Annotated in this window: 23 protein-coding genes; 5 read left to right on the top strand and 18 right to left on the bottom strand. The window is 29.6% G+C overall.

Annotated elements, in window-relative coordinates:
- Positions 1-190: 190 nt before the first annotated feature.
- From BTO16_RS04040 to BTO16_RS04010, 7 genes are all read right to left on the bottom strand, one after another.
- The gene (locus BTO16_RS04040; RefSeq protein WP_105020358.1) at positions 191-1966 is read right to left on the bottom strand and encodes a T9SS type A sorting domain-containing protein; all 1776 of its coding nucleotides are present in this window, start codon (positions 1964-1966) and stop codon (positions 191-193) included.
- 9 nt (positions 1967-1975) lie between these two features.
- Entirely contained in the window at positions 1976-4387 is a 2412-nt protein-coding gene (locus BTO16_RS04035) for a MopE-related protein (RefSeq protein WP_105020357.1), read from the bottom strand.
- A gap of 330 nt (positions 4388-4717) precedes the next feature.
- Entirely contained in the window at positions 4718-5647 is a 930-nt protein-coding gene (locus BTO16_RS04030; RefSeq protein ID WP_105020356.1) for a CPBP family glutamic-type intramembrane protease, read from the bottom strand.
- A 69-nt stretch (positions 5648-5716) separates the two neighbouring features.
- Complete coding sequence (locus tag BTO16_RS04025) at positions 5717-6304, bottom strand: hypothetical protein (RefSeq protein WP_105020355.1); 588 nt, start codon at positions 6302-6304, stop codon at positions 5717-5719.
- Between the two features lie 11 nt (positions 6305-6315).
- Entirely contained in the window at positions 6316-7065 is a 750-nt protein-coding gene (locus BTO16_RS04020) for a prolipoprotein diacylglyceryl transferase (protein WP_105020354.1), read from the bottom strand.
- A gap of 14 nt (positions 7066-7079) precedes the next feature.
- A complete protein-coding gene (locus BTO16_RS04015; RefSeq protein ID WP_105020353.1) occupies positions 7080-7688 on the bottom strand; it encodes a hypothetical protein in 609 nt (202 codons plus the stop codon).
- A gap of 72 nt (positions 7689-7760) precedes the next feature.
- The gene (locus BTO16_RS04010) at positions 7761-12824 is read right to left on the bottom strand and encodes a thrombospondin type 3 repeat-containing protein (RefSeq protein WP_105020352.1); all 5064 of its coding nucleotides are present in this window, start codon (positions 12822-12824) and stop codon (positions 7761-7763) included.
- A 423-nt stretch (positions 12825-13247) separates the two neighbouring features.
- Here BTO16_RS04010 and BTO16_RS04005 point away from each other — a divergent pair, with 423 nt between their 5' ends.
- On the top strand, positions 13248-13910 hold the full coding sequence (locus BTO16_RS04005; RefSeq protein WP_105020351.1) for a uracil-DNA glycosylase: 663 nt from the start codon (positions 13248-13250) through the stop codon (positions 13908-13910).
- Positions 13911-14002: 92 nt separating this feature from the next.
- On the opposite strand, the gene BTO16_RS17545 is transcribed toward BTO16_RS04005, so the two are convergent.
- The 9 genes from BTO16_RS17545 to BTO16_RS03965 form a co-directional block, all read right to left on the bottom strand.
- Positions 14003-14140, bottom strand: coding sequence for a hypothetical protein (locus BTO16_RS17545; RefSeq protein ID WP_170064407.1), 138 nt, complete (start codon positions 14138-14140; stop codon positions 14003-14005).
- Between the two features lie 18 nt (positions 14141-14158).
- Complete coding sequence (locus BTO16_RS04000; protein WP_105020350.1) at positions 14159-15019, bottom strand: substrate-binding domain-containing protein; 861 nt, start codon at positions 15017-15019, stop codon at positions 14159-14161.
- Between the two features lie 3 nt (positions 15020-15022).
- Complete coding sequence (locus BTO16_RS03995) at positions 15023-15892, bottom strand: nucleoside phosphorylase (protein ID WP_105020349.1); 870 nt, start codon at positions 15890-15892, stop codon at positions 15023-15025.
- Positions 15893-16837 carry a DUF1835 domain-containing protein gene (locus BTO16_RS03990; protein WP_105020348.1) on the bottom strand — a complete coding sequence of 315 codons (945 nt, stop codon included), beginning with the start codon at positions 16835-16837 and terminating at the stop codon, positions 15893-15895.
- Between the two features lie 52 nt (positions 16838-16889).
- A complete protein-coding gene (locus tag BTO16_RS03985) occupies positions 16890-17213 on the bottom strand; it encodes a translation initiation factor (RefSeq protein WP_105020347.1) in 324 nt (107 codons plus the stop codon).
- A gap of 77 nt (positions 17214-17290) precedes the next feature.
- Complete coding sequence (locus BTO16_RS03980) at positions 17291-18238, bottom strand: isopenicillin N synthase family dioxygenase (RefSeq protein ID WP_105020346.1); 948 nt, start codon at positions 18236-18238, stop codon at positions 17291-17293.
- A 61-nt stretch (positions 18239-18299) separates the two neighbouring features.
- A complete protein-coding gene (locus tag BTO16_RS03975) occupies positions 18300-19004 on the bottom strand; it encodes a DUF6048 family protein (RefSeq protein ID WP_105020345.1) in 705 nt (234 codons plus the stop codon).
- The gene (locus BTO16_RS03970; protein ID WP_245891972.1) at positions 18985-19470 is read right to left on the bottom strand and encodes a DUF6452 family protein; all 486 of its coding nucleotides are present in this window, start codon (positions 19468-19470) and stop codon (positions 18985-18987) included. Before BTO16_RS03970 ends, BTO16_RS03975 begins: the two co-directional genes overlap by 20 nt.
- Before the next feature lie 44 nt (positions 19471-19514).
- Positions 19515-19802: a 4a-hydroxytetrahydrobiopterin dehydratase gene (locus tag BTO16_RS03965; protein WP_105020343.1), complete on the bottom strand. Its 288-nt coding sequence runs from the start codon at positions 19800-19802 to the stop codon at positions 19515-19517.
- A 117-nt stretch (positions 19803-19919) separates the two neighbouring features.
- On the opposite strand from BTO16_RS03965, the gene BTO16_RS03960 reads away from it, so the two are divergent.
- A complete protein-coding gene (locus BTO16_RS03960) occupies positions 19920-20264 on the top strand; it encodes a hypothetical protein (RefSeq protein ID WP_105020342.1) in 345 nt (114 codons plus the stop codon).
- 144 nt (positions 20265-20408) lie between these two features.
- Here BTO16_RS03960 and rlmD read toward each other — a convergent pair whose 3' ends face one another.
- Positions 20409-21863, bottom strand: a complete 1455-nt coding sequence (gene rlmD / locus BTO16_RS03955) for a 23S rRNA (uracil(1939)-C(5))-methyltransferase RlmD (RefSeq protein WP_105020341.1) — start codon at positions 21861-21863, stop codon at positions 20409-20411.
- A gap of 208 nt (positions 21864-22071) precedes the next feature.
- Between rlmD and BTO16_RS03950 the strand changes: the two genes are divergently transcribed.
- Both BTO16_RS03950 and BTO16_RS03945 read left to right on the top strand, forming a co-directional pair.
- Positions 22072-22632, top strand: coding sequence for an RNA polymerase sigma factor (locus tag BTO16_RS03950; protein WP_105020340.1), 561 nt, complete (start codon positions 22072-22074; stop codon positions 22630-22632).
- Positions 22622-23008 carry a DUF6768 family protein gene (locus BTO16_RS03945; protein ID WP_105020339.1) on the top strand — a complete coding sequence of 129 codons (387 nt, stop codon included), beginning with the start codon at positions 22622-22624 and terminating at the stop codon, positions 23006-23008. The genes BTO16_RS03950 and BTO16_RS03945 overlap by 11 nt, the downstream gene beginning before the upstream one ends.
- A 58-nt stretch (positions 23009-23066) precedes the next feature.
- Here the strand turns inward: BTO16_RS03945 and BTO16_RS03940 are convergent, their stop codons facing one another.
- On the bottom strand, positions 23067-23447 hold the full coding sequence (locus tag BTO16_RS03940) for a c-type cytochrome (protein WP_105020338.1): 381 nt from the start codon (positions 23445-23447) through the stop codon (positions 23067-23069).
- Between the two features lie 275 nt (positions 23448-23722).
- Between BTO16_RS03940 and rocD the strand changes: the two genes are divergently transcribed.
- Entirely contained in the window at positions 23723-25003 is a 1281-nt protein-coding gene (gene rocD, locus BTO16_RS03935) for an ornithine--oxo-acid transaminase (protein ID WP_105020337.1), read from the top strand.
- Positions 25004-25064: the final 61 nt, after the last annotated feature.

Below are 25064 nucleotides of genomic sequence, written 5' to 3'. Positions count from 1 at the left end.
CGATTCTAGAATAGTAGTTTCCTTAATAAAAGTAGCAATAATTAAAGCTACTACAAGTTGTTATTAATTGAAAGGCAAGTTTCATTAAAGCAAAGTTGCTTTTGATTTAAGTAATGAAAAACTCCATATCATTTTTAACAGATATGGAGTTTTAAAATTAAAATCCCCCACTTTTTCTTTTTCAAATATATTATTTGTTTACAATAACTTTTTTAGTGGAAGTTTTTTCTTTAGTAACTACTTTAAATAAATAAATCCCTTTTGCTAAATTTAAATTGTTAATTTCATTTTTACCATTATTTAGATAAAGTCTTTTAATTTCTTTTCCAAGAACTGAATAAATTTTCAATTCAGCTTTTTCAAGAACCTCAATTGTTATTTTTCCGCTTGTTGGGTTTGGGTATAATTCAAACTTTAGAGAGTTCAAGGTATCTGTACTTAAAGTGCTACATTCTGTTTGATTGCTCACAAAAGTTGTGGTAGCATCAATATTTGTCCAGTTTGCAACACTCCAAGCTACATCATCGACTTCTACACAAGTTAAATTAGGGTTGTTTGTAGCATTAAATTCTGTGAAACTTGTGTTATTTCCGTTTTTAACGTTTAAATAGGTTAATTGATTACTTGAACAATCCAATTCAACTAAAGAAGAATTTTGTGAAAGATCTAAACCATTAGATTGATTGCTCTTTGAACTTGATTTTAACAGAATACTTGTTAAAGCGTTGTTGTTACATTGAAGAACTGTTAAAGCTATATTTTGCCTAAGATCTAAACTAATTAATAAATTGTTAGAACAATTTAAATGTGTTAAGGCACTAAAACCTCCAATACCTGTTAAATCTAAAATACTTAAATTAGATACATTTAAATTAGTTACTGTACTAATATTTGCTGTGGTTACGTAGTTATCATTAGCGATACCATTTCCCATTCCATTAGCTTCTAAATAGGCTTCAAAATTATCGTCTGGAACGTCGGTTAAACCAAAGGCATTACAGTTTGTACTAAAGTTACTTATACTATCTATATTTGTCCAATTATTTGTACTCCAAGCTGCATCATCAACCTCTATACAAACTAGGTTTGGGTTTGTTCTTGCATCAAACTGTAAAAAGTTTATATTGTTACCATTTTTAGCATTTAAACTTGTCAGTGCATTATTTGTGCAAAACAATCGATTAAGAACCGAGTTTGAGCTCACATTTATGCTTGAAATAGCATTATTATTGCAATATAATACACTTAAAATAGCACTTTGTGATACATCCAAAGTTGTCAAAACATTATTATGACAATATAGCTGTGTTAAAGAAGTATTTGATGCTATTTGTATATTAGTTAAAGCATTATCATTACAGTAAAATTTAGAAAGTAATAGATTCTGTCTGATATCTAAAGTTGTTAGTGCATTATCAAAACAAAACAAATCTATTAAATTTGTGTTTTGAGTTACATCTAAACTAGTTATTTGATTTTCTTGACAAGCTAAACCTATTAGCAATGTATTTTGGCTAACATTTAAGTTTGTTAAATTATTATCACTACAGTCTAATGTAGTTAAAGCTACAAAATCTTCAATACCTGTTATGTCTGAAATCGACACACTATTTACTAATAATATTGTTACTGTATTAATACTTGTAGTAGTTACATAATCATCATTTGCAATTCCATTACCCATACTATTTGTTGTACCAACAGTTACTATATTACCATTTGCATCGTGAGTTTCTAAATAGTTTTCAAAATTATTATCTGGCACGTAGGTAATGTTACAATTATTATTAAAACTACTTGTGCTATCAATGTTTGTCCAAGTAGAAGTAGAGTACCCAATATTATCTACTTCTATACAAGTTAAGTTTGGGTTGGTTTGTGCTTCAAATAAAACAAAATTAGAATTATTACCATTTTTAACGTTAAGGTATGCTAATTGATTAGCATCTACTTTTAAATAATACAAGTTTGGTTTTTAAGAAATATCAATATTTGTAAGTTGGTTGTTGTTACAACCCAGAACTAATAAATCATTATTATTAAAAATATCAAGATCGGTTAGTTGGTTATTATTACAAAGTAAAGTAAGTAGTAATGGGTTATTAGTTAAGTTAAGAGTACTTAATAAGTTTTCTCCGCAACTTAATTCTAATAAATTAATATTTGTAGATAAATCTAAAAGTGAAATTGCGTTCTGTTGAATATTAAACTGTGATAATAATACATTTTGAGAAACATTTATAACACTAATTAAGTTTGTTTGAGCGATTAAAATTTCTAAAACGGTGTTCTGCCTTAAATCAATAGTATTAATTTGGTTGTCTCCAAAATCTAAATGATATAATAATGTGTTTTCAGTAACATCTAATTCTGTTATTAAATTATTTGAACAGATTAAATTAACTAATAGAGTATTATTAGTTACATCAATCATTGGTATTTGATTATTACTAAATTGCAAATCTGTTAGGTTAATATTTGCTAAAATATCTAAAGCAGTAAGAGAATTATCATTTATATCTAATGTTTCTAGTTCTATATTTTGAGATAAATCTATCATAGCAATAGTATTATTAGAACAACCTAAAGTGTATAATGATAAATTAAAAGAAACTTCTAAAGCTGTTAATTGATTATAATGACAAGCCATTGATAATAAGGCTGTGTTTTGGGTAACATCTAAACTTGTTAGCAAATTATTTGAACAATCTAATTGAATTAAAGCAACAAAATCTTCAATACCTGTTAAATCAGCAATGCCTAAATTGCTAACTTGTAAATTAGTAACTGTATCAATGTTACCAGTTGTAACATAATTATCATTTGCAATACCATTACCCATTCCATTGGCTTCTAGATAGTTTTCAAAATCATTGTCTGGAACGTAGGTTTCTGGGTTTGCACAATTTGTATTAAAACTAGCTATTGGGTCAATATTTGTCCAGTTTGTAGAAGAATATGTTGTATTATCAACTTCTATGCATAATAAATTTGGGTTGTTTGAAGCATTAAATTGTGTAAAATTAGTGTTATTAGTATTCTTTACGTTTAGAAAAGTAAGTAGATTTGAACTTATGTTCAAATTAGATAAATTGAAGTGTTGCGATAAATTTAGACTTCTTATCTGATTATAACTACAATCCAAAACAAGTAAATTAGTGTTTGCCGTAAGGTTTAAGATTGCTAATTGATTACTATTACATGCTAAAGTTTCTAAAAGTAAATTCCGGCTAAAATTTAATCCCGATGAAGTCAATTGATTTTGGCTACAAATAAATATTTCTAAAGCAGGGTTCTGAAATGTATCTATATGAGTTAATAAATTACCTACACATTGCAAAGCATTTAATTGAATATTATTTGTAACATCCAATAGCACTAACTGATTAAAACTACAAGATAAAATTTGTAAAGAAGTATTTTGAGTAACATCTATACTCGTTAACTGGTTACTACCACAAAATAAAGTTTCTAAAGCCACAAAACCTTCAATACCTGTTAAATCAGAAATATTTTGAGAATTTACATTAAGATTGGTTACAGTATTAATATTTGCAGTAGTTACATAATTATCATTAGCAATACCATTACCCATTCCATGAGCTTCTAAATAGTTTTCAAAATTATCGTCTGGCACATAGGTTTCTGTTTCATCTGTATTTCCATCACAATCGTTATCAATATTATCTCCAATTATTTCTGGTGCTCCAGGATAAGTTGATGCATCTGTATCATTACAATCACCCCCAATAGTGCTATATCCATTAGTTAAATTACAACCAGAAACTTGAGCTATTAAGCTGTCTCCAAAACCATCACCATCATTATCTACATAAAATAAATAGCCAGATTCATCAATAACACTATTACAATTATTATCAATTCCATCACAAATTTCTGAAGCTCCAGGAAAAATAAAAGAATTATTTGGTTCACAGTCATTAGTATCTAGATAACCATCACCATCTGTATCTGTACAAGTAGAATTACCTATATAAAACAAGTATTTTTCTACATTAAAATTACTTGAAGTATCTTCAATTTTAATATAAATAACAGAAGTAGAATTTGGTATGTAATTTTGAGAAATACTTCCAGAACCTGTCCAATTAACAATTTCAACATTAGAACTGTCAAAAAGTGTAACTTTTAAAGTTAAATTATTTGGAACATGAAATAGATTAATATTTAGTGTTTGCCCATTTGTAACATTGGTTGAATAATAATCTACATCGTTAGTTTGTCCAATTGTTGCATTGTAATTTGTACATAAGTTTATTGAGGAGTTTGTTGCAAAACTCTCATTTGGCTCAAAATTGTCTGAAGTTTGAGAATTTGCTAAAGATATAATTCCCATAAATGCAATTAAAAGTATTTTTGTTTTCATAACGTTTTGTTTTATTCTTTTTCATTTTTAATAAAGTTAAGATTGTAAAAGAGAAAAACAAGTTGTTATTAAAGGAACTGCTTATTTCATTTAAGGAAATGAGTAGTTGATTAAATTAAAGAAAAACGCCATATCATTTTTTTTAGATATGGAGTTTTAACGATTTCAATTCTAATTTTTTAAATCTATAATTTGAATGGTTTGGGTAATTTTTATTCATATAGCAAAAAATTTCCTTTGGTAATAAAACTATATTTAAGGAAAGTGCGCTTTTATAGAATAGTAGTCTGTCCTGATAAGAGGTAAGTCGTTTTTATTAGCAATGATCTTTCAAGAACAAGTAGCACATTTTTGAAGAACTGCCATTGCATCCATCAAAAAAGCAACACCTATATGAATGATTATTCCACCAATAATTGATCGACTGTGTAGAGAAACAATGCCTAAAATATAACCACCAAAAACAGACCCAATGATTTCTCCTGTAGGTTTTCCTATATGAAAAAAGGCATACAACGCTACCATAGGTAAAATAGCTTTAGAGCCTAAAAACTTTACCATTCCTAAAATTAAAAAACCTCTAAAAAACCATTCAATAGTAACAAAATCAATTAAATATATTGGTTCGTAAATTGCCAAGGCAATCCATTTATTTATAAATGTACCCGCATTCCCAATAGTGGGATATTGTTGTAAAAAACTCGGTTGAAACGATGCGAAAATAATAAATGGAAACACAATTAATAGCAATACTAAATAAGGTTTCCATTTCACGTTTTTAAAGGAAAAACCATAAAAATTTCTATTATTTTTTTCAAACAAAAAATAAAAAAATGCAATTCCGAATGAAAAGATTATAAACCTAATACTTCTTGAAATAATTGTAGTGTAAAAAAGTATTTTTTGAGGCGCAATATTTTTTTGTATCCAACTAAAATAGTCTAAAAAACCAAATCGGAGACTAACGAGTAGTATAGCAAACAGACTTGTAATCCAAAAATAGAAGGATTTTAGAAAAGTGTATTCAGATTTTGTAACGGCTATTATTGCAATGGATGAGTAGTATGCAAATCCAAAAAATAAAAAATAATATCCGTAAATCCATAAAGATTCTTGCTGATTCTTAAAAAAAAGAATCGGAAAATTGGTGGTGTGGTTAAGGAAAATTAAAATTCCTAAAAATAAGAAAAAAAGAAAGTAAGTTCCCCTTTTATAATCTTGTTTAAAATGCTTTTTTAGATAAGCGAGTATGGTTTTCATTTTTACTAAAGACTAAAAACGAGTGTTAATTTTTAACACTCGTTTGCTTATTGTTTTAAGTTTACACTTTTAGTTGGTATCAAATTTAAAATAAATTTTTGGGATTCCATTATTAGGAACTGGACCACCGCCAGAACTAGAGCTATCTACAAAATTAGAACTTAAAAAGGTAATGTTGCCACTTGTATATGGAAAGGTTGAGGCAGCTGTACGTCCTGAGGAAGAATTTAAACCATCTCCACCTGTTCTTTTTATCGTGTATTTTACCTCTGGTACTATTGCGAAAGGAGTATTAAGTGTTATATAATCAATAGTAGCAGTCGAAAATGTACTATTAATTGCAGGTCCGTCAACAATTTCTATTTTATAACTTACAGTGCTATTATCGATAGGGAAAGGTGTGGTTTGTACCAAACTTTGATATCCAATAGCGCAAATATTTCCAGCAACATTTGTTGTAAATACATACTCATGAACTTGGAAATCCATTGACCTATTTGTTAAACTAGAAAGTGCTGTTTCTATTGTGTTTTCTGAACTTGCACAAATAGTTGGTTGAGGAGGTTCTGGGTTTCCATCTCCGCATCCAGAACCTATGATAAAGATTGTCCCGATTAATAGTAAAAATGGGAACGTTTTTTTTAAAAATGATTTCATAATTTTTTGTTTTAATTAGTTATTGTTTTTTGTTTTAATTTAAAATATAAATAAGCAGTAATAGTTAATAAAATAATGGCAATGAATTGAGAATGTGATATAAAACCATCAAGAATAAAGCCTCTGTAATCTCCTCTATAAATTTCTAAAATGCTTCTTGCAATTGCGTAGAGAGTTATATAAGAAATAAATATTTGTCCGTTAAACTTTTTATTTCTTTTGATGATAAAAAGTAAACACATAATTATAAGTATAGAAAACACTTCGTATAATTGTGTGGGATGCACAGCAACATTATTTGTAGTTGGAAAAATAACTCCAAAAAAAGAATCGGTAGGCTTTCCATAACAGCAACCTGCAAAAAAGCAGCCCATTCTGCCAATTGCGTGAACAATAGTTGTTGTAATTGCTAAAATATCTAACATTGGTAGAGCTGATGTTTTATGTTTTTTTAAATACCAGATAATTGTAAAAACACAGCAAATAAAAGAACCATAAAACACAAAGCCGCCAGAAAAAATATTGAAAATACTTTTTGGGTTTTGTAAATAATATATTGGCTTCTCAAAAAATAAAAATAATTTTCCGCCAACAAAACCTGCAGTAAAAACCAAGTAGAAAAAATTGTTTGGGATCTCTAAGTTTAATGCTTTTTTGGTCTGTATTTTTGTGTATATCACAGCTAATAATGTGCCTAAAACAATGCACAAAGCATAGGTGTAAATGGTAATATTTTGATATTCTATTATTTTTGGATACATTTTATAATAAATATTTACTCTGTTCTTTTAATACGTGCACTTCCCATAATTGAACCAGTTATTAAAGGATTATTTTGGTCTACTACATAGGTTCCACTAAAAGTAAATGCAATATAACCTTCTGTTGGGCTGTTTACAGTTGTTGGGTATTCTGTAACTGTAGTAGTAATTTGATTATTTATAAAGGCTCCTACATTGAATATAACAGGTCTGGTTATATCAGAAAAGAAAAAAGTGTTACTTGTAGTTGATCTGGTGTCAAAGCCTGGAATACCCCATAAATAATTAGTTTGGTTTGGTGAACTGCTTATAAAGCTCCCAAAATTTTGCAAATAAAAAGTTGCTGTTAGTTTTTCTACAAGATTAGTACTGGCAGCTGGTATAATCACGATATTAAAACTCTCTATACCATTAGGGTCAGGTCTGTATTTAGCTGTTACTTGGTTTAAATCTATTTCCTTATAAGTACTTCCGCCATCTAAAGAATATCTAAAATGTTCGTTTAAATTTACAGGTGTAGGCGTTATTTCATCACTATCTCGGCAGCCTGTTCCAAAGGTTAAGAATAGTAGTACCGCTGTAATTGATAAAATAATTGGAGTAGATTTTTTAATTGTTTTCATAGTTTTAAATTTTAAAAGAGTTTATATTAAAAAACCTCACAGACATAAATGTCTGTGAGGTTTTCTATTTTATTATTCTATTACAATTTTAGAGGTATTATTTAAGTTATCTCCCATTGTTTTAAGAATGTAAACTCCTTTTGGTAAATTGGTAACTTTAATTTTATTGTCACCTACATTTATACCGAAATTTCTTAATTCTTTGCCATTAATATCATACAAAACACTTTTTCCTGCAATTTGAGAAAAAATATTCATGTACTCCTTTACAGGATTTGGATAAATTAAAAACGATTGTTTACTACTTTCTTGCGTAGTTTTTAAAACTACATTGTTTTTAATTTCAACTGTTCTTAAAATTAGTTCTTCTTTATAGTTGCCATGTTTATCAATTACAGAAACTTTAAAATATAAGGTTGCTATGTAATCGCAATCTGTACAATCTTTATAATATGGTAATGAATATGCTATTTTTAAATTATTTTTTTCTCTAAAACTAACACCAGCTTCTGTCCACCAAGAAATCTCATTAAAAACAGTATTACCTTTATCATCATTTCCGTAAATTGGTTCTTTTAATTCTAATTTTTCGTTAGAAATTGAACTTTTTAAAGGATATAAAGAAATTTTAGCTGGTAATTTTCCATTTTCTACTTTACTATGTTTTATGTCTGAATAAACTAACGTTACTTTATAATCTGTAATAAAATCAGAATCTAAGGTAAAGTCATAATCATCTACAACTTTTATTACCCCTATATCTGGGTCCATTTCATAGAAAATATCATTCCAACCAAAATCTATACAACATATTGGGTTTATAAAATCACAAACATCTCCAAGACCATCACCATCAGTATCTAATTGATCTGGGTTGTGTCTTGTTGGGCAGTTATCAACTAAGTCTAGAACTCCATCACCATCTGTATCTTTATCACAGTCTTTACAAGCGTCTCCAATACCATCTTTATCTGTATCTTCTTGGTTTGGGTTTGAAATTTCTGGGCAATTATCACATAAATCTGGGGTGCCGTCTTTATCTTTATCTTCTATGCCACAAGGTGTTGGGTCACAAATATCTCCAATACCATCGCCATCCGTATCTAATTGATCTTCGTTTTTAGTTTTAGGGCAATTATCGCATAAATCAAAAATGCCATCTTCATCAGTATCAATATCTACACAAGGGTTTGGTGGGTAACATGCATCACCTTTACCATCATTATTTACATCTAATTGATCTGGATTTACAGTATTTGGGCAATTATCACAAGCATCACCAATACCATCAGTATCTATATCTCCACAGTTAGGAGGGTCGCAAACATCACCAACACCATCACCATCTGAATCTAATTGATCTGTGTTTGCTATTTCTATACAATTATCACAAGCATCACCTATACCATCACCATCTGAATCTGTTTGTTCTGGGTTTTTTGTGTCTGGACAATTGTCTTTATTATCTGGTATTCCATCACCATCAGAATCAACTACAAAATCAGGATCACAAAAATCACCTAATCCGTCATTATCAATATCAGACTGATTTGGGTTGTAATTTTTAGGACAATTATCACAGGCATCTAGCCAACCATCTTTATCAAAATCTGGTCCTTCTACACAATCAAGATCACAAAGATCACCTTTTCCATCTCCATCTGTATCTTTTTGGTCTGGGTTGTATCTTGTTGGACAATTGTCACAATCATCAGGGATTCCATCTTTATCTCTGTCTTCTTTGCCTTCACAACAAACATCACCAATACCATCATTATTAGAATCTTCTTGATTAGGATTGTATTTTTCTGGACAATTATCACATTCATCTGGTATACCATCTCCATCAGAATCTTTGTCTCCTTTACAAGGTGGTTCACAATCTGATGCACAAAAGTTGTCTAACCCAATGGTTTCTGTAAAAGAACCATCGTATTCTGATTCAAATAAAATACCTGTAACTTCAATAATTAATTGATTCCAAGCATTTACTGCATCAGAGCCTGTTAATTGTGTAGTACTATTTGGTTTAAATAATTGCCAGTTTCCTAAACTATTGCTAGGTATTGTATTATTAGTTGCCTCGTAAATTGGTAAACAATAGTTACCCCAAATATTATTTGGTAAGATTGGGTTTGATGCATTCCCTACAAAAACTGCTCTTAGTCTCGTATTTATTTGACCAATTGAGGTTATAGATGATCCTGTATATATTGCTAGTTTTGGAGCTGTTCCAATATTGTTATTCGATTTATCTTTATAGCTTACTATAAAATCGAAACACATACAATTTCCTGGAAAAAACTTTAACCAATCACCAGTAAAGTCTTTGTTATTTATAAGACTAGATTCTTTTTCATTATTCTTAAATGCTATAAAATTTTGATGTTCTTCATCTTTTTCAAAAGAAATATCTTTTAGATTATCATTTATCCAATTTTCTTTATTAAACTCTTCATCAAATGTATAACAATCTACTTCTTCAACTGGCGGTTCACAAGCATCACCAATACCATTACCATCAGAATCTAATTGATTAGGGTTAATTACCATTGAACAATTATCACAAGCATCACCAATACCATCTTCATCTGTGTCTATTTGATCTGCATTTTCTATGCCTGGGCAATTGTCTTTAACAACAACACAAACTGGAGCAGGAGTTAAGTTTTGTGTCGATAAACCATTGTATTGATCAATAGCTGTATAATTAAAAGTATTACAAATTTCACTATTAAGTTGTACAGTTGTAACAACTGTTGCAGGTATGTCTATATTAATTTCATCTCCATAAACAAATAAGAAATTAGGTAAAGAAGATACCGTTAAAGTATTATTACTAAAATTAGTACTAAAATCTGTGGTGTTTATAATAAAATTACTTCCGCCTGTAGATAATGATATTGTTTCTGAATTTGGAGTGAAATTAACATTTGGCAAAGCATCTGTAATAACCAAATCTTTAAACTCTAAATTACCAAGGTTTTTAATGTTTAGTCGGTATAAAATATTTTGTCTGGGCAAAACATTTGGCGTTACTGTAGAGTTTGTCCACGTTGTACCATTGTCTAAACTTTGTAATTTAATAACTTTATTACCTGCTAAAACTTTAACATTTATTTTAGAATCGTTTGATGATTTAGGGGTTGTTAGTTCGTCTCCATTTACTGTAAATTTATTATAATAAGAACCTGGAGGTGCATTTTCCTTAATTTTAACATCAAACTCTATATAGTTATTATGTGATGTAGAAGTGTTACCACAAAGTGGGCCGATAGAAGGTACTGTCCATTTTAAATTTGTTGCACCATAATTTGTTGGAGTTTGGCTAAAAGTTAAGCCCCAATTACTATAATTACCTGATATTGTTGGGTTGCAAATAGTACTGAAACTATTTGGGTTAGAAGGCGCATAGGAATAATAACTTACCGTACTGGGTAGGAATTCGAAATTAGGATCTAATTCATCTTCAATAACAACATTATTTAGAGCATCTGTACCTTTATTAAATATTAATAATCTGTAACGAATTATATCTCCTGGATTATGATAGGAGTTATAACCTTGACAAACTAACTTTTGAATATGAAGTTCTGGTTCTGGTGTTTCAACATTAAAAGAATTTCTTGCTGAGTCAATTATCTGAGTATTATTTAAAAAGTTAAATTCTGTTGTAGCGTCATTAATAATTGTTGTACCAGGTTGTACATTAAGATCAATAGTGAAACGAACTTGAACTTTTATCTGATATTCTGGGTCAAGGTTTGAGCTTAAATCAACTATTAGAGACGATGGGTCTGCTGTTGTATCTATATACATATTTCCAGAAGTAGAATAATTAATTGCAGATCCACCAAAAGAATATGAACCTGAATGTGGTATAGACCCAGTTCCAGAACCCGGTTTAAAAACCTGAATCATTACTTGATTAACATTAATGTTCGTTGGAAATATATCGCTTATTTGTGCGTTTTCAATAACCTCTCCAGATGTAGATGAATTATGAAATTCCATAATATAGTAAAGATTACAACCAACTGTTTTTTTGTTACCGCTAACATATTTTTTAAAACTGTAATCAAAATTTACACGATTACAATTATTTAATACGCAATAGTTGCTTATATAAATACAATTAAGATCAGCATCACTACTAGCAGTAAAGGTGTTATTTGTTGTTAAAGAAGCATAATTTGCAGTAATATCTGCAACATTACCAAAACAAGTAGTTGTGTTTACTGGTAAGTTTGATGGGTAGGTGATGTCTATATCAATGTAAAACGAGCTAAATGTTTCTGTTGCATTTAAGAAAGTCTGAGAATTGGTACTCGTAATAATGTTAGTGCTTGTATTTAAATTTAATAGACTTAAAGGAATGTTATTATTACCTCCAGTAGCTACAAGATTCATAGTGACATTGGATGGTTGTGGTGCTTCTAATATTTGTAAGTTTGTTAAATTTAAAACACCAAAATTGTCTTGCGGGTTTTTTTCTTTAACAGTTATTCTAAACCTAGCAGTAGCTCCAGGTGCTACAATCCATTCACCTGTATTTGGGTCTTTTTGTGTGGGTTCAATTATTTCTTTTTTAATTTCCCAATTTAAAATTGCAATTGCAGTTACAGTAATTGGGTTTGTAGTTGCAGACTGATCATTTGTCGAAATAGTTGCAGAGTTTTTTGCTATAGTGCCATTAGCTGTAATACCACCTTTAAACCTTACAGGAATTAATATTTCAACAGAAGAACTACTACCATCAGATGGTGCTTGTAGCACAACTGTTACTAAATTATTATTTTGACCTTTTGCAGCTGTGTTCGCAAATACTTGAGGTGAGATGGCAATATTGTTACTATTTCCCACAAATTCTAATTCGGGTGGTAATTGGTCTGTTAATGTTACTAAATTACCATCTCCATATATTGTAACATATAGTGTGTAACTAAATAATGCGCCAGTTTTTATAGAATTAACAGTTGTAGCTTTATACATTCTGTTGTTACCAACACTAACTGTATTAGATCTATTTATTTGCCCTTTTACACTAAAAGACACAAATAATAGCAGGAAAAGAAAGCAGCTTTTGGAAAGCCCCATTCTTTTTAAAGGTTTGATTACATGTTTTTTTGTTTTCATAACTTTTTTGATTTTTTTGATTAATAATAAATTAGAATTCTAAGAAAAAAGCAGCAATGTTTATGCTGTTCTAATTATAGAAAACATAATTGTAGAATTAGAGATTTTTAATAAAATGAGTGGATGTTTTAAATGTTCAATTTTCTGTACAACCTTTTAGAAAAGGCTTATAAATACTATTTATTTAACAGTAGGAATAGAATTTATTGACATTCTAAAGCACATTATTTGTAAATACTTATATTATGATTAAATAAGTTCTTTTCTTTTTTCATAGCTTTAAGTTTTTTTTCAATTTGTATAAATTTAAGATTGTAAAAGAGAACAACAAATTGGCATTTAAGGAACTGCTTGTTTCATTTAAGGAACGAAGTATTTGATTAAATTAAATATCTTTGACGTTATTATTAAATTGAAGTATAAATGAACTTAAATCTTTCTGAATCTTGGTCAACTATTCTACAACCTCAATTTAAAAAACCTTATTTCAAAGAATTAGCAAGTTTTGTTTCTTCAGAATATAAAAATTACACTTGTTATCCAAAGGAAAAAGACATCTTCGCTGCTTTTGACTTTTGTTCTTTAAATGATTTAAAAGTGGTTATTATTGGTCAAGATCCTTATCACGATGAAAACCAAGCAAATGGTTTGTGCTTTTCAGTAAAAGACGGAATAAAACATCCACCTTCTTTAAAAAATATATTCAAAGAACTTGCTTCAGATTTAGACAAAGAAATCCCACAAAGTGGAAATCTAGAAAAATGGGCAAAACAAGGTGTTTTATTATTGAATGCAACATTAACTGTAAGAGCTCACGAAGCTGGAAGTCATCAGAAAATGGGTTGGGAAACTTTTACGGATGAAGTAATCAAACAAATATCAGAAGAAAAAGAGAATGTGGTTTTTTTACTTTGGGGAAAATTTGCTGAAAGTAAAAAGGTATTGATCGATAGTAAAAAACATACACTATTTATAGCGCCTCATCCTTCTCCATTAGGAGCTTGGAGGGGTTGGTTTGGTAGTAAACAATTTTCAAAAACGAATACTTTTTTAAAAAAAATAGGAGCGAAGCCAATAGTATGGTAACAAGTAAGTATGATAGTATGGCCTTGCAAGTTCACAAAAAAATCCGCTTAAAAAGCGGATTCATTGAATTTGAGATTAAGAAACAACCAAATTTATACTAAATCTACCTGTTGTAATATTGTTTGATTCGTTGTATTATCTGCCAAACCACAAGAAGAACTTGTGCTTCTACACGATGAAAAACAACTGATTCCTAAAATACAAACTACAATAAATACTGCTTTTTTCATTGATTCTTTTTTTACGATTTAAATGTACATGTTTTTTATGAAATCACCTGAGTTTTTCTTCTCTTCAATAACGTTAAACTTTACCATTTTATTTTGAATGCGAGTAATTAAATTTTTGGTAATTGGTTTTCCATCATTCCATTCTGTAATTTTTAACCAATTTTGAATGTCATCTATTTGTTGCTTATATCTTTTAGCCAAGATTTTATCAATCTGATCGATACTTTTAAAGTTTTTAGTTTCAGCATTTATAATATCTAAAACTTTTTTAACTTCCTCAAAATTGGTTGACAAAATTTCATTTCTAACAGCAACTACAAAACATGGCCAAGGAGTTGGGCAATCGTCGATTCTTCTAAAAGTACCATTATCAACTAAAGGCTTTGTTGTAAAATGCTCCCACATAAAATAATCTGCTTCACCGTTTGTAAGCGCATCAATACCGCCTTGCAAATCACCAACAACTTTAAATTTCAACTTTTTAGCGTCCCAGTTTTGGTTATTTGCATTTACAATTGCCATTAAATGTGAACCAGAACCAAACCTACTAATTGCAATAGTAGCATGTTCTAAGTCTTCAATTTTTTTAAACGTTGAATTTGCTGATACATGAATTCCCCAAATTAAAGGAGAGTTTACATAAGTTTGAACAATTTTAGACGGATTTCCATCTGCAATGTCTTTAATAATTCCCTCTGTTAAAACTATTGCAATATCAACGTCACCTTTTCTTAAAGCTTTACACATTTGGCCTGTTCCACCAGGAAAATCTTGCCAACGCAAATTAATAGCGTGTTTATTGTATTCTTTATTTTTTAGAGTGATGTACCAAGGGAAATTAAAATGTTCTGGAACACCACCAACTTTGAGGTTGGTCATTTTTTACTCAACTAATTTTTCAAGTGTATATTTAATTAAATCGGATACAATTTTACCAGGGTTTTCACTAAAAGAACCATCTGCTCTATTTGCAATGATAGCATTCATAGAAACGGCATTGTGTCCTAATAATTTAGACAAACCATAAATGGCAGACGTTTCCATCTCTAAATTAGTTATTCTATTTCCGTCAAATTGAAAGCTATCAATTTTGCTGTTTAAATCTTCATCTTGCAAAGCCAATCTTAAAACTCTTCCTTGCGGACCGTAAAATCCGCCTGCAGTTGCAGTAATTCCTTGATGTATTTTTTCTGATGCTAATTTTGCAGCTAATTCCTGAGAGTTTGAAATAACCAAAGGATGCGATTTTTTACTGCTCCAATTTGTATGTTTTACAAAAGCATTTTCAATTTCTGGATGCGAAATCTCATCAATTTGATAGGAGTGAAGCAATCCATTTAAATCCAATGCATGAGAACTTAAAACAATCGAATCGATAGGAATGTCTTTTTGTAAAGACCCAGAAGTACCAATTCTTACAATATTCAATTTTGTAAGTTTATCTTTCGGTTTTCTTGTTTCTAAATCGATATTTACCAAAGCATCTAATTCATTTAAAACAATATCAATATTATCAGGACCAATACCTGTAGAAATAATAGAGATTCTTTTGTTGTTTAAAGTACCTGTTGTTGTTTTAAATTCACGTTTTTGAGTGGTAAACTCAATAGAATCGAAGTGTTTAGAAATTTTATCAACTCGATCTTGATCACCAACAAAAATTATATTTGTAGCTATATTTTCTGGTCTTAAATTTAGATGATAAATGCTACCATCAGGATTTAAAATTAATTCAGATTGTTTTATACTCATTTAGGTTGTTATTTGTAGCAGTTTTTTAGATTCTTCATGAAACAAGAAACTGTATTTTTTTGAGCCCCCAAGATATGAATTATCATTTCTTATTTGACCATAAAAATTTAATTGATTTTCTAAAACTTGTTTTCCTTTGTCAGAAATTTTCACAGGATCAAAGGATGTAAATAATTTACCGATCGTATTTAGATTATATTCGTACTGTAAATCTCCAAAACCATAGACTTTTTCATCAATTATAAGTTGTTGAATTAATTCTTTTTTTGACTTAAATTCTTGGCGATTTGCTGTTTCTAAAATAGTGTTTTCAACTTTGTTTAATCCATTTTCAATGGATGGAAAACGTTGTATATGTGCTTCTATCGCTGTAGCCAAATATTGAAATGGCGACATTGGATTGAATTTATACACACTTTCTAAACGCAAAGGAGAATCTGAACAATACAATTGCCAAATATAATCTGCGTACTCAATATCGTCTTGTTTTAAAGTAACTCTATTTGTATAATGTTTATGAACTTCTTCTTCCTTTAGTTGAGATAATCCAAGCATTTGCGTTGAACCTTTTATTTTTCCGCTACAAACTAACGTAATTTGATACCCATGTCTATACCGTTTTAACCAACTAATTACTGCCAACATATTAATTTGACAAAATAAATCATGTTCAAACCATAAAACAATTTCATCTTGGTCTTTTTGTTTGCAAAGACTACGGTATTCCTTTAAAGTATAATCTATAAATTTCTTTTTGCTAATATTATAGGACGATTTTAAGAATTCAAACCTATTTTTCCAGAAAGTTTCGCTACCAATATCCGAAGTAGTTTTACCTTCAGAAAGCATTTCTCTCCAAGTAATAAAACTTCCAGAATAATTTAATTTTTTGAGATAATTGGTAGTTATATCTCCATTTGTGATGTGTAAAATAGATGCCCCCATAATTTTTACAAAACGTTATTAGTTATTTTTTATTGTATTAAAATAGAAATAATTAACCACCAACTCTCTTTACATTAAATCCTTTTTCCTTTAGCATTGTCATTATTTTATCTCTATAATCTCCTTGTATTATAATTTTATCTTCTTTAAAACTACCACCAACAGAAAGTTTTGTTTTTATTTCTTTTGCCAGCATTTTAAAATCCTCGGTAGCGCCAGTATAGCCTTCTAATATGGTAATTGGCTTTCCTTTTCTTTTTTCGTATTTGCAAATTATAGGTTCCTCTTGCAACCAAATAGATGATTTTTCAACTACAGGTTCAGCAGATTCTTTATGTTCTGGAAATAAATTTTTTAATTGATCTTTAAAATCCATTCTTTTTAGTTTGCGGTCAACAGTCTTCAGTTTTCAGTCAGTTTTGTACTGCAAACTGAAGACTGAAAAACTGCTAACTATTTTTTAAGTCCTAATTCACGTAAGCGTTCGTCTAAAAATGCTCCTGATGTAATATCATCAAACTGTTTTGGATTGTTTTCATCGATGCAGTTTTCTAAAACATCTAATTTCATATCAGAAATTGGATGCATAAAAAACGGAATTGAATAACGAGAAGTTCCCCACATTTCTTTTGGCGGATTTGTAACTCTATGGATTGTAGATTTTAGTTTATTATTACTATGTCTAGATAACATATCACCCACATTTATCATTAATTCATCGGGTTCTGCAATTGCATCAATCCATTCTCCTTTATGATTTTGAACTTGTAAGCCTTTTCCTTGAGCACCCATTAATAAAGTAATTAAATTAATGTCTCCGTGAGCTGCTGCTCTTTCTGCGCCTTTTGGTTCTGTTTTTATTGGTGGATAATGAATAGGTCGTAAAATACTGTTTCCATTTTTAATGTAATTATCAAAATAGGTTTCTTCTAAACCTAAATGTAAAGCCAATGAACGCAACACATATTTGGCTGTTTTTTCTAACATTTTGTAGGTTTCTTTACCAACTTCATCAAACTTTGGCAGTTCTTTTACAGAAACATTTGCAGGATATTCTTCTGCATATTTAGAATTTCTATCAACATATTGCCCAAAATGCCAAAATTCCTTTAAATCTCCTTCTTTTTTTCCTTTTGCAGATTCTTTTCCAAAAGAAACATATCCTCTTTGGCCACCGATTCCAGGAATTTCATATTTTTCTTTGATCTCCGTAGGTAAATCAAAAAAGTTTTTTATTTCTGAATAAAGGCTATCTACTAATTCGGTATCTAAAAAATGACCTTTTAAAGCCACAAAACCTATGTTTTCGTAGGCATGCCCAATTTCGTCTATGAATTTTTGTTTTTTTATTGGATCGTTAGATAAGAAGTCAGTTAAATTTACACTAGGTATAGTATTCATTGTATATGATTTAAAAAAGAGGGTTAAATTTACTAAAAAATTAGCAACAAAAGGCTGATTTTTATTTTTTCTTAAAAGGAATTAAGTAACTAACAGTATAATTAAAACCAAAACCAGTGCTACTTTCAAAGATTGTATTAAAACCAGGTGCGTATAAGGTTTTAAAATTATCTGGCTGTTTTGAACTCATTAAAACTTTGTAAGACATACTTGCACTTAAAAATAAATTTTTAAAAGTTTCTACTTTTAATCCGAATATAAACTCAGACCAATGTGCATTTAAATTCGATGCTGTAACTGGTGTATTAATAGAATTTGCAGGAAAATAAGTGCTATTTACATTGGGTGTGTAACTATTTAAAGTTTGATCAAAAAGACTAAAACCATATCTATAGCCTACAAAAATTTCGTTATTCATATCTAGCCAATTTTCATACGCATTGTAATTAAAACCAACTCTTGCATAGCTTCCTTTGGCAGTTGAGTTTGTATAATCTTCATCACTTGTATGGTCTTCATAACCTAATTCTGCAGCCACAAAAAAACGTTTAGAAATTCTATAATCACCTACAATTTCAAAGCCGCTATAAGAGCTGCTAATACTTGCTAATATTGGCTTGCTAATGTCAACTCCTAATCTAATTCCGTAAGAAGATTTATAAATAATCGTGTCTTTTATAGGTTCTGTAGTAGTCGTTTTTTTAGACTGAGAAAATCCATCAACCAAAACAAATAACAAGAAAATACTAATGAAATATTTGTACATGTGCTGCGTTTTGATTTGCTATTGTAGTTACTGTTTTTGGCGTAAAATCTTTAATCCAAGAATTATTAGATTCAAAAGTTACATCATTAAATTGCACTCTAAATCCGCAAGAACGAGAAACATATTCTTCTTTGGGTGTATAACTAATTGTAAATGTAGCTTCTTGATTATTAGCAGTTTTACCATCAATAGTATTCATTTTTAGATGATAAACAGTCTTTGTATCAATAGCGTTTAAAGGGATAGCAACACTATCTAAAGTTATACTTTTGTACGAAACGATCGTGTCTTTATTTTCTGCCCAAATAGATAATCTCTCTACACTTTTTAAAGTTTCTCTGTTATTAGTATCATAAAAACGCAACACTAAGTTTGGAGTAATAGGATTTTGTGTACAAAAATCATCTTTTTCGCAGGCAGAAATTACAATGATTGTCATGATAAAAAGAAATACTAATTTTTTCAATTCTTTAGGTTTAGTAATAATATTTTTAAAATCTCAATTTAGATTTATTCAACTTCTACAATTTTATTAATCGCTTCTGCTAATGCAAAATCCAGTTCTGTAACACCTTGAGCATCATGTGTTTTTAATGTAATATCTAAAGTATTATATACATTTGTCCATTCTGGATGATGGTTTAAAGCTTCACATTCAAAGGCAATTCTATTCATTGCAGACATACAATCTTTAAAATTACCAAACTCTAAATCGGTATGCAAAGCGTCTTCATAATATTCCCAATCTGGTAACGATTCTAATCTTAATTCTATTTCGAATTCTGTAAGTTTTTTCATTGATTGATTTTTAAATATTAATTATTACAAAGAAACCAAAAATACCCATTAGTAGGTATTGTTTATACGTTTTTTTCTAACTAATTTTATTTTGTACTAACAATTTAATTTTAGTGTATGAAAATTATTAAAAAATTAATTCTACTTCTTAGTTTTTTGGCATTCTATAATTGTGCAGAGTTAAATTCTGTATTATCAAATTACAATCAAAGTAATGGAGGTCAGTGTGCTACGATAGAGGTAATGTACTCATTACTTAATCCTGATACTAATAAATATGAACCAGGATTGGTCTATAATAAGGATAAAAACGGAAATGATATTGCCTATAAAGAAGAAAATTGGCGCACTAATTTAGGAAGATCTTATTTAAATAGAGGAGAGTTTACTTCTTATTACAACACAAGTCCCTATTCAGGAGGTGAATATAAATTTGTAGTATACTGCACTAGTTATCACTAAACTATTTTAGTAGATTTTTCTTAAACCAATTATTCGTTAATTTGTTTATTAATTTAACTGATACTTTACTGTCGAATTTAACCTATTCGTTATTTTCTCTACTCTTTGTCTTATTAACACAGCATCCTTTTTCGCAATAAACACTTACAATTTCTCAAACAATACAACAGTTTCTATGTGCGATGTATGCGGAAATTGATCTACCAAACTAATTTTTTTAATTTGATATCCAGCTTCGCTCAACAATTCTGTATCTCTTGCTTGCGTTGCCGGATTGCAAGAAACATACACCATTCTGTCTGCATTTAAATTAATGATTTTCTGCAAAGTTTTAGGCGCAATTCCTGCTCTCGCAGGATCTAAAATAATCGTTTTTATTTTGTTTTCATACTCTGGATGTGCCGCTAAGAACTTACCAACATCCGCAGCATAAAACTCTAAACCTTCAATATTATTTCTTTTGGCATTTTTTTGCGCATCTTTAATTGCGGATGCAACAATATCTACCCCAACAATTTTTGCGTTTTTACTTCTAGAAGCGACTATTTGGCCAATTGTTCCTGTTCCGCAAAACAAATCCATTACAACAGTATTGTCTACTTTCGTTTTATCCTCTAAAACATACTCAACCACTTTGGCATACAGTTTTTCTGCACATTTAGGATTTGTTTGAAAGAAGCTTTTCATGCTAATTTCAAAATTTAAACCTAATAATTCTTCTACAATTTTATCTTTTCCGTAAATTAAATCAATACTTCCCGAAGTTGCAATTGTTCTATCGCCTGTTTCATCGTTAATAGTATGTAATAATCCGGCTACTCTTTCTCCAAATAATTCAACTAAAAATTTTGCAAATTTTTGCAAATCAAAATTTGGTAATTCGGGTGAAGTGGTTACTAAATTGAATAATAATTCATTCGTTTTAAAAGATTTTCTAACTACAAAATACCTAAAAAAACCTGTTTTTTGCGGCCCGTGCCAAGGTTCTAAGCCTGTTTCTATGCAGTATTTTCTAATTTTTATAAGATTGTCTTCCATTTGTTTATCAAACAAACCAGAATCTTTTTCTAAATTATCTCCCATCCACCAAACGCCACGTCTTTTAAAACCTAGCGTAAATTCATCTTTATCTGTTTTATTAATTCGGTCATAACCAATGGCAGAGAAACCATACTCCATTTTATTTCGGTAATGAAATACGTTTGGAGAAACAATTAATTCATCAAATAAATCTTCTATATTTTCAACTTTCCCTATTCTTTTGAACAAAGATAAAGTGCTTTCTTTTTTGTACTGATGTTGTAATTCTATCGGTAATTGAATGTAAGGTGCTCCTGGAATATCTTGAAACGGAACTTCCACTTCATTTTCGGAGGGTTCTAGAACATCAATTAGCTTCGCTTCTGCATATTTTTTGCTCGATTTTTGAATCTGAGCTTTTACCAATTGTCCTGGTAACGTATTAGGAACAAAAACAACAAAACTACCGTCTTCCGTTTTTATTCTGGCAATTCCCTTGCCACCAAAAGCGTAATCTTCGATTCTTAATTCTAAAATTTGATTTTTCTTTACAAAATTATTTCGTTCTCTACGTGGCATATTTCAAAATTATAACATTGCAAAATTAAAGAATTTGATTGCCTTTATAGGGTAAAACATCATTTATAATTACTTTATCTTTAATCGAAAACAATTTACCAAGGCTTTTGCCTAGAGTTTCCTCTAAACGGTCATTCCTGTAAAAACAGGAAACTAAAAATAATTTGAACCTTTTAAAGTTTTATTCGTCTATGTATTGTAAACGATTATGAATAAAATCAATAATTTATCGGATGTAGTTTTGATTGAAAGCTATCAAAAAGGAGATGTAAATGCTTTAAATCATTTAGTAAAAAAATGGCATGTACACTTCTGTAAGTTCGCATTATGGATTGTAAAAGATGCTGATATTGCTAAAGATATAGCCCAAGAAAGCTGGTCTGCAATCATCCATAAATTAGGAGATTTACAAGAGCCAGAAAAATTTAAAAGCTGGGCAATTAGCATCGTAAATAGAAAAGCAATTGATTTTTTAAGAGCGCAGCAAAGAGAACAGAAGAAATTATCAAAATACTATATTGATAACGAAAAAACAGATTCGTGTTTAGAAGCAGATGATAATTTGTATGTTAAAAAAGCACTTTTAAAATCCGTAGAAAAACTATCAGGAGAACATCAAGTGATACTTCGTTTATTTTATACAGAAAATTATAGTTTAAAAGAAATTAGTGAAATACTAGAAATTTCAGTGGGTACTGTAAAATCAAGATTATTTCATGCAAGAGAAAAATTAAAAACAAAATTAAAACAACTACAATATGAAAAATAATATAGAAGAAATCGACAAACTAATAAAAGAAACTTTATCCGAAGAAGAGGCAAAGTTTTATAAAGGATTAGAAGAACAACCTATTTTTGATATGATTAAGGGTCTTTTTACAGGAAAAAACAAATGGATTCTATATGTGATGAATTTTATGACTGTATTTTTCTTTGCGATTTTTATTTATTGCATCATTCAAATTTCAAATACTGAGGAAACAAATGAGCTAATTAGATGGGGTATTTACTGTTTTATCGCTCTTATTGCAATGAGCATGTTAAAAATGTTTGCTTGGATGCAAATGGATAAAAATGCAATTATTAGGGAGTTAAAACGATTGGAAATCTTAGTTTCATCTTTATCTAGTAGAATTAAAAAGTAAAAAAAAAGAGTTCCTCTTTTTTAAAGGAGAAACTCTTTTACATTTTAAAAGAATCTTATTATTTAACACTCATTATATACGCTGAGATTGCTTTTAAATCTTCTGCTTTCATTCGTTTTGTAATGCCTAAACTCGCTTTCATCATTGCTATTTGACCAGCATCTTTATCAACAATTGCCTCACTTTTTCCTTGTAAAAAAGAGACTAAATTTCCTTTTTCAGCTTTATATTTGGCAGCAATATCTTTTACAGAAGGCCCAACAATTTTCTTTTGTTCTTGATGGCAACTCGTACATGCGTTTCTAGCAAAAAGTTTTTTCCCTTTTTCAATGGATGAAGTTTGTGAAATCGTATTTAAAGTTTCTTTTTTTTCTGTGAAACTGAAAATCACAAAAGAAATAGAAGCAATAAAAGCGATACCAAATATGATTTTTCTCATAATTATTGTTAATTTTTATGTGTTTCTACAAATTTAAAGAATATTTATTTTAATCATGATAAAAGTGATGCTAATATTTAGTAATTTGCAGCTATTCGGGGATGATTTCTTTCCCACGCTGAATTTTCAGTTTAACTGAAAGAATAAAGGTAGAATAGGAATGGTTATTTTACTCGCCTGGCGAGTATAATTATTAATTTTTTGAAGACATAAATAGTGTTTTCAAATTTTGTTTTTAGATAAAACTAAAAACATTAAACTTTAAATTATATAAAATGGCTGTTTTAGACAAACTTACTTCGCAAGAAGCAATCGAATTAGAGAACAAATATGGCGCACACAACTACCATCCACTTCCTGTGGTTTTGAGTAGAGGAGAAGGCGTGCATGTTTGGGATGTTGAAGGAAAAAAATATTATGATTTTTTATCAGCATATTCTGCTGTAAATCAAGGACATTGTCATCCTAAAATTGTGGATGCAATGACACATCAAGCAAAAACATTATCGTTAACTTCAAGAGCATTTCATAACGACATGCTTGGAAAATACGAAAAATATGCTGCAGAATATTTTGGCTTTGACAAAATATTACCAATGAATACTGGAGCAGAAGCTGTAGAAACTGCATTAAAAATGTGTAGAAAATGGGGTTATGAAGTAAAAGGAATTCCAGAAAATAAAGCAGAAATTATTGTTTGCGAAAATAATTTTCATGGACGTACAACTACCATTATTTCGTTTTCTAATGATCCTGTTGCCAAAAAGAATTTTGGTCCCTACACAAAAGGATTTATAAAAATTGAATATGATAATTTACAAGCTTTACAAGAAGCTTTAGAAAACAGTAATAATATTGCAGGTTTCTTAGTAGAACCTATTCAAGGTGAAGCAGGAGTTTATGTACCATCTGAAAATTATTTGGCAGAAGCTAAAAAAATGTGTGCAGAATACAACGTACTATTTATTGCTGATGAAGTACAAACAGGAATTGCAAGAACAGGTCGTTTATTAGCAACTTGTGGTAATTGTACTTGTGAAGATAAAAATTGTTCTGGAACTCCAGAAGTAAAACCAGATATCTTAATTCTTGGAAAAGCATTAAGTGGTGGTGCTTATCCTGTTTCTGCAGTATTGGCAAATGATGCTATTATGAATGTTATTAGACCAGGAAATCATGGTTCTACATTTGGCGGAAACCCAATTGCTGCTGCTGTTGCAATGGCTGCTTTAGAAGTAGTTAGAGAAGAGAATTTAGCAGAAAACGCATACCAATTAGGAATCATTTTTAGAGAGGAATTAGCTGCCTTTGCAGCAACAAATAACTTGGTAAAATCGGTTAGAGGTAAAGGTTTATTAAATGCAATTTTAATAAATGATACAGAAGATAGTTCTACCGCTTGGGATATTTGTATGAAACTAAGAGACAACGGTTTGTTAGCAAAACCAACACACGGAAACATTATTCGTTTTGCACCACCTTTAGTAATGACAGAAGCACAATTAAGAGAATGTGTTGCTATTATTAAGAAAACAATTTCCGAATTTAAGAAATAAGGTTCAAAAGCATTTAAATTATTATAGCCAGAAACTTGTGGGTTGCAAGTTTCTGGCTAAT

It is taken from the genome of Polaribacter glomeratus, from assembly GCF_002954665.1.
Lineage (GTDB): Bacteria > Bacteroidota > Bacteroidia > Flavobacteriales > Flavobacteriaceae > Polaribacter > Polaribacter glomeratus.
Note: the sequence above shows the minus strand (reverse complement) of the source record. Positions and strands in the feature narration are given on the sequence as shown.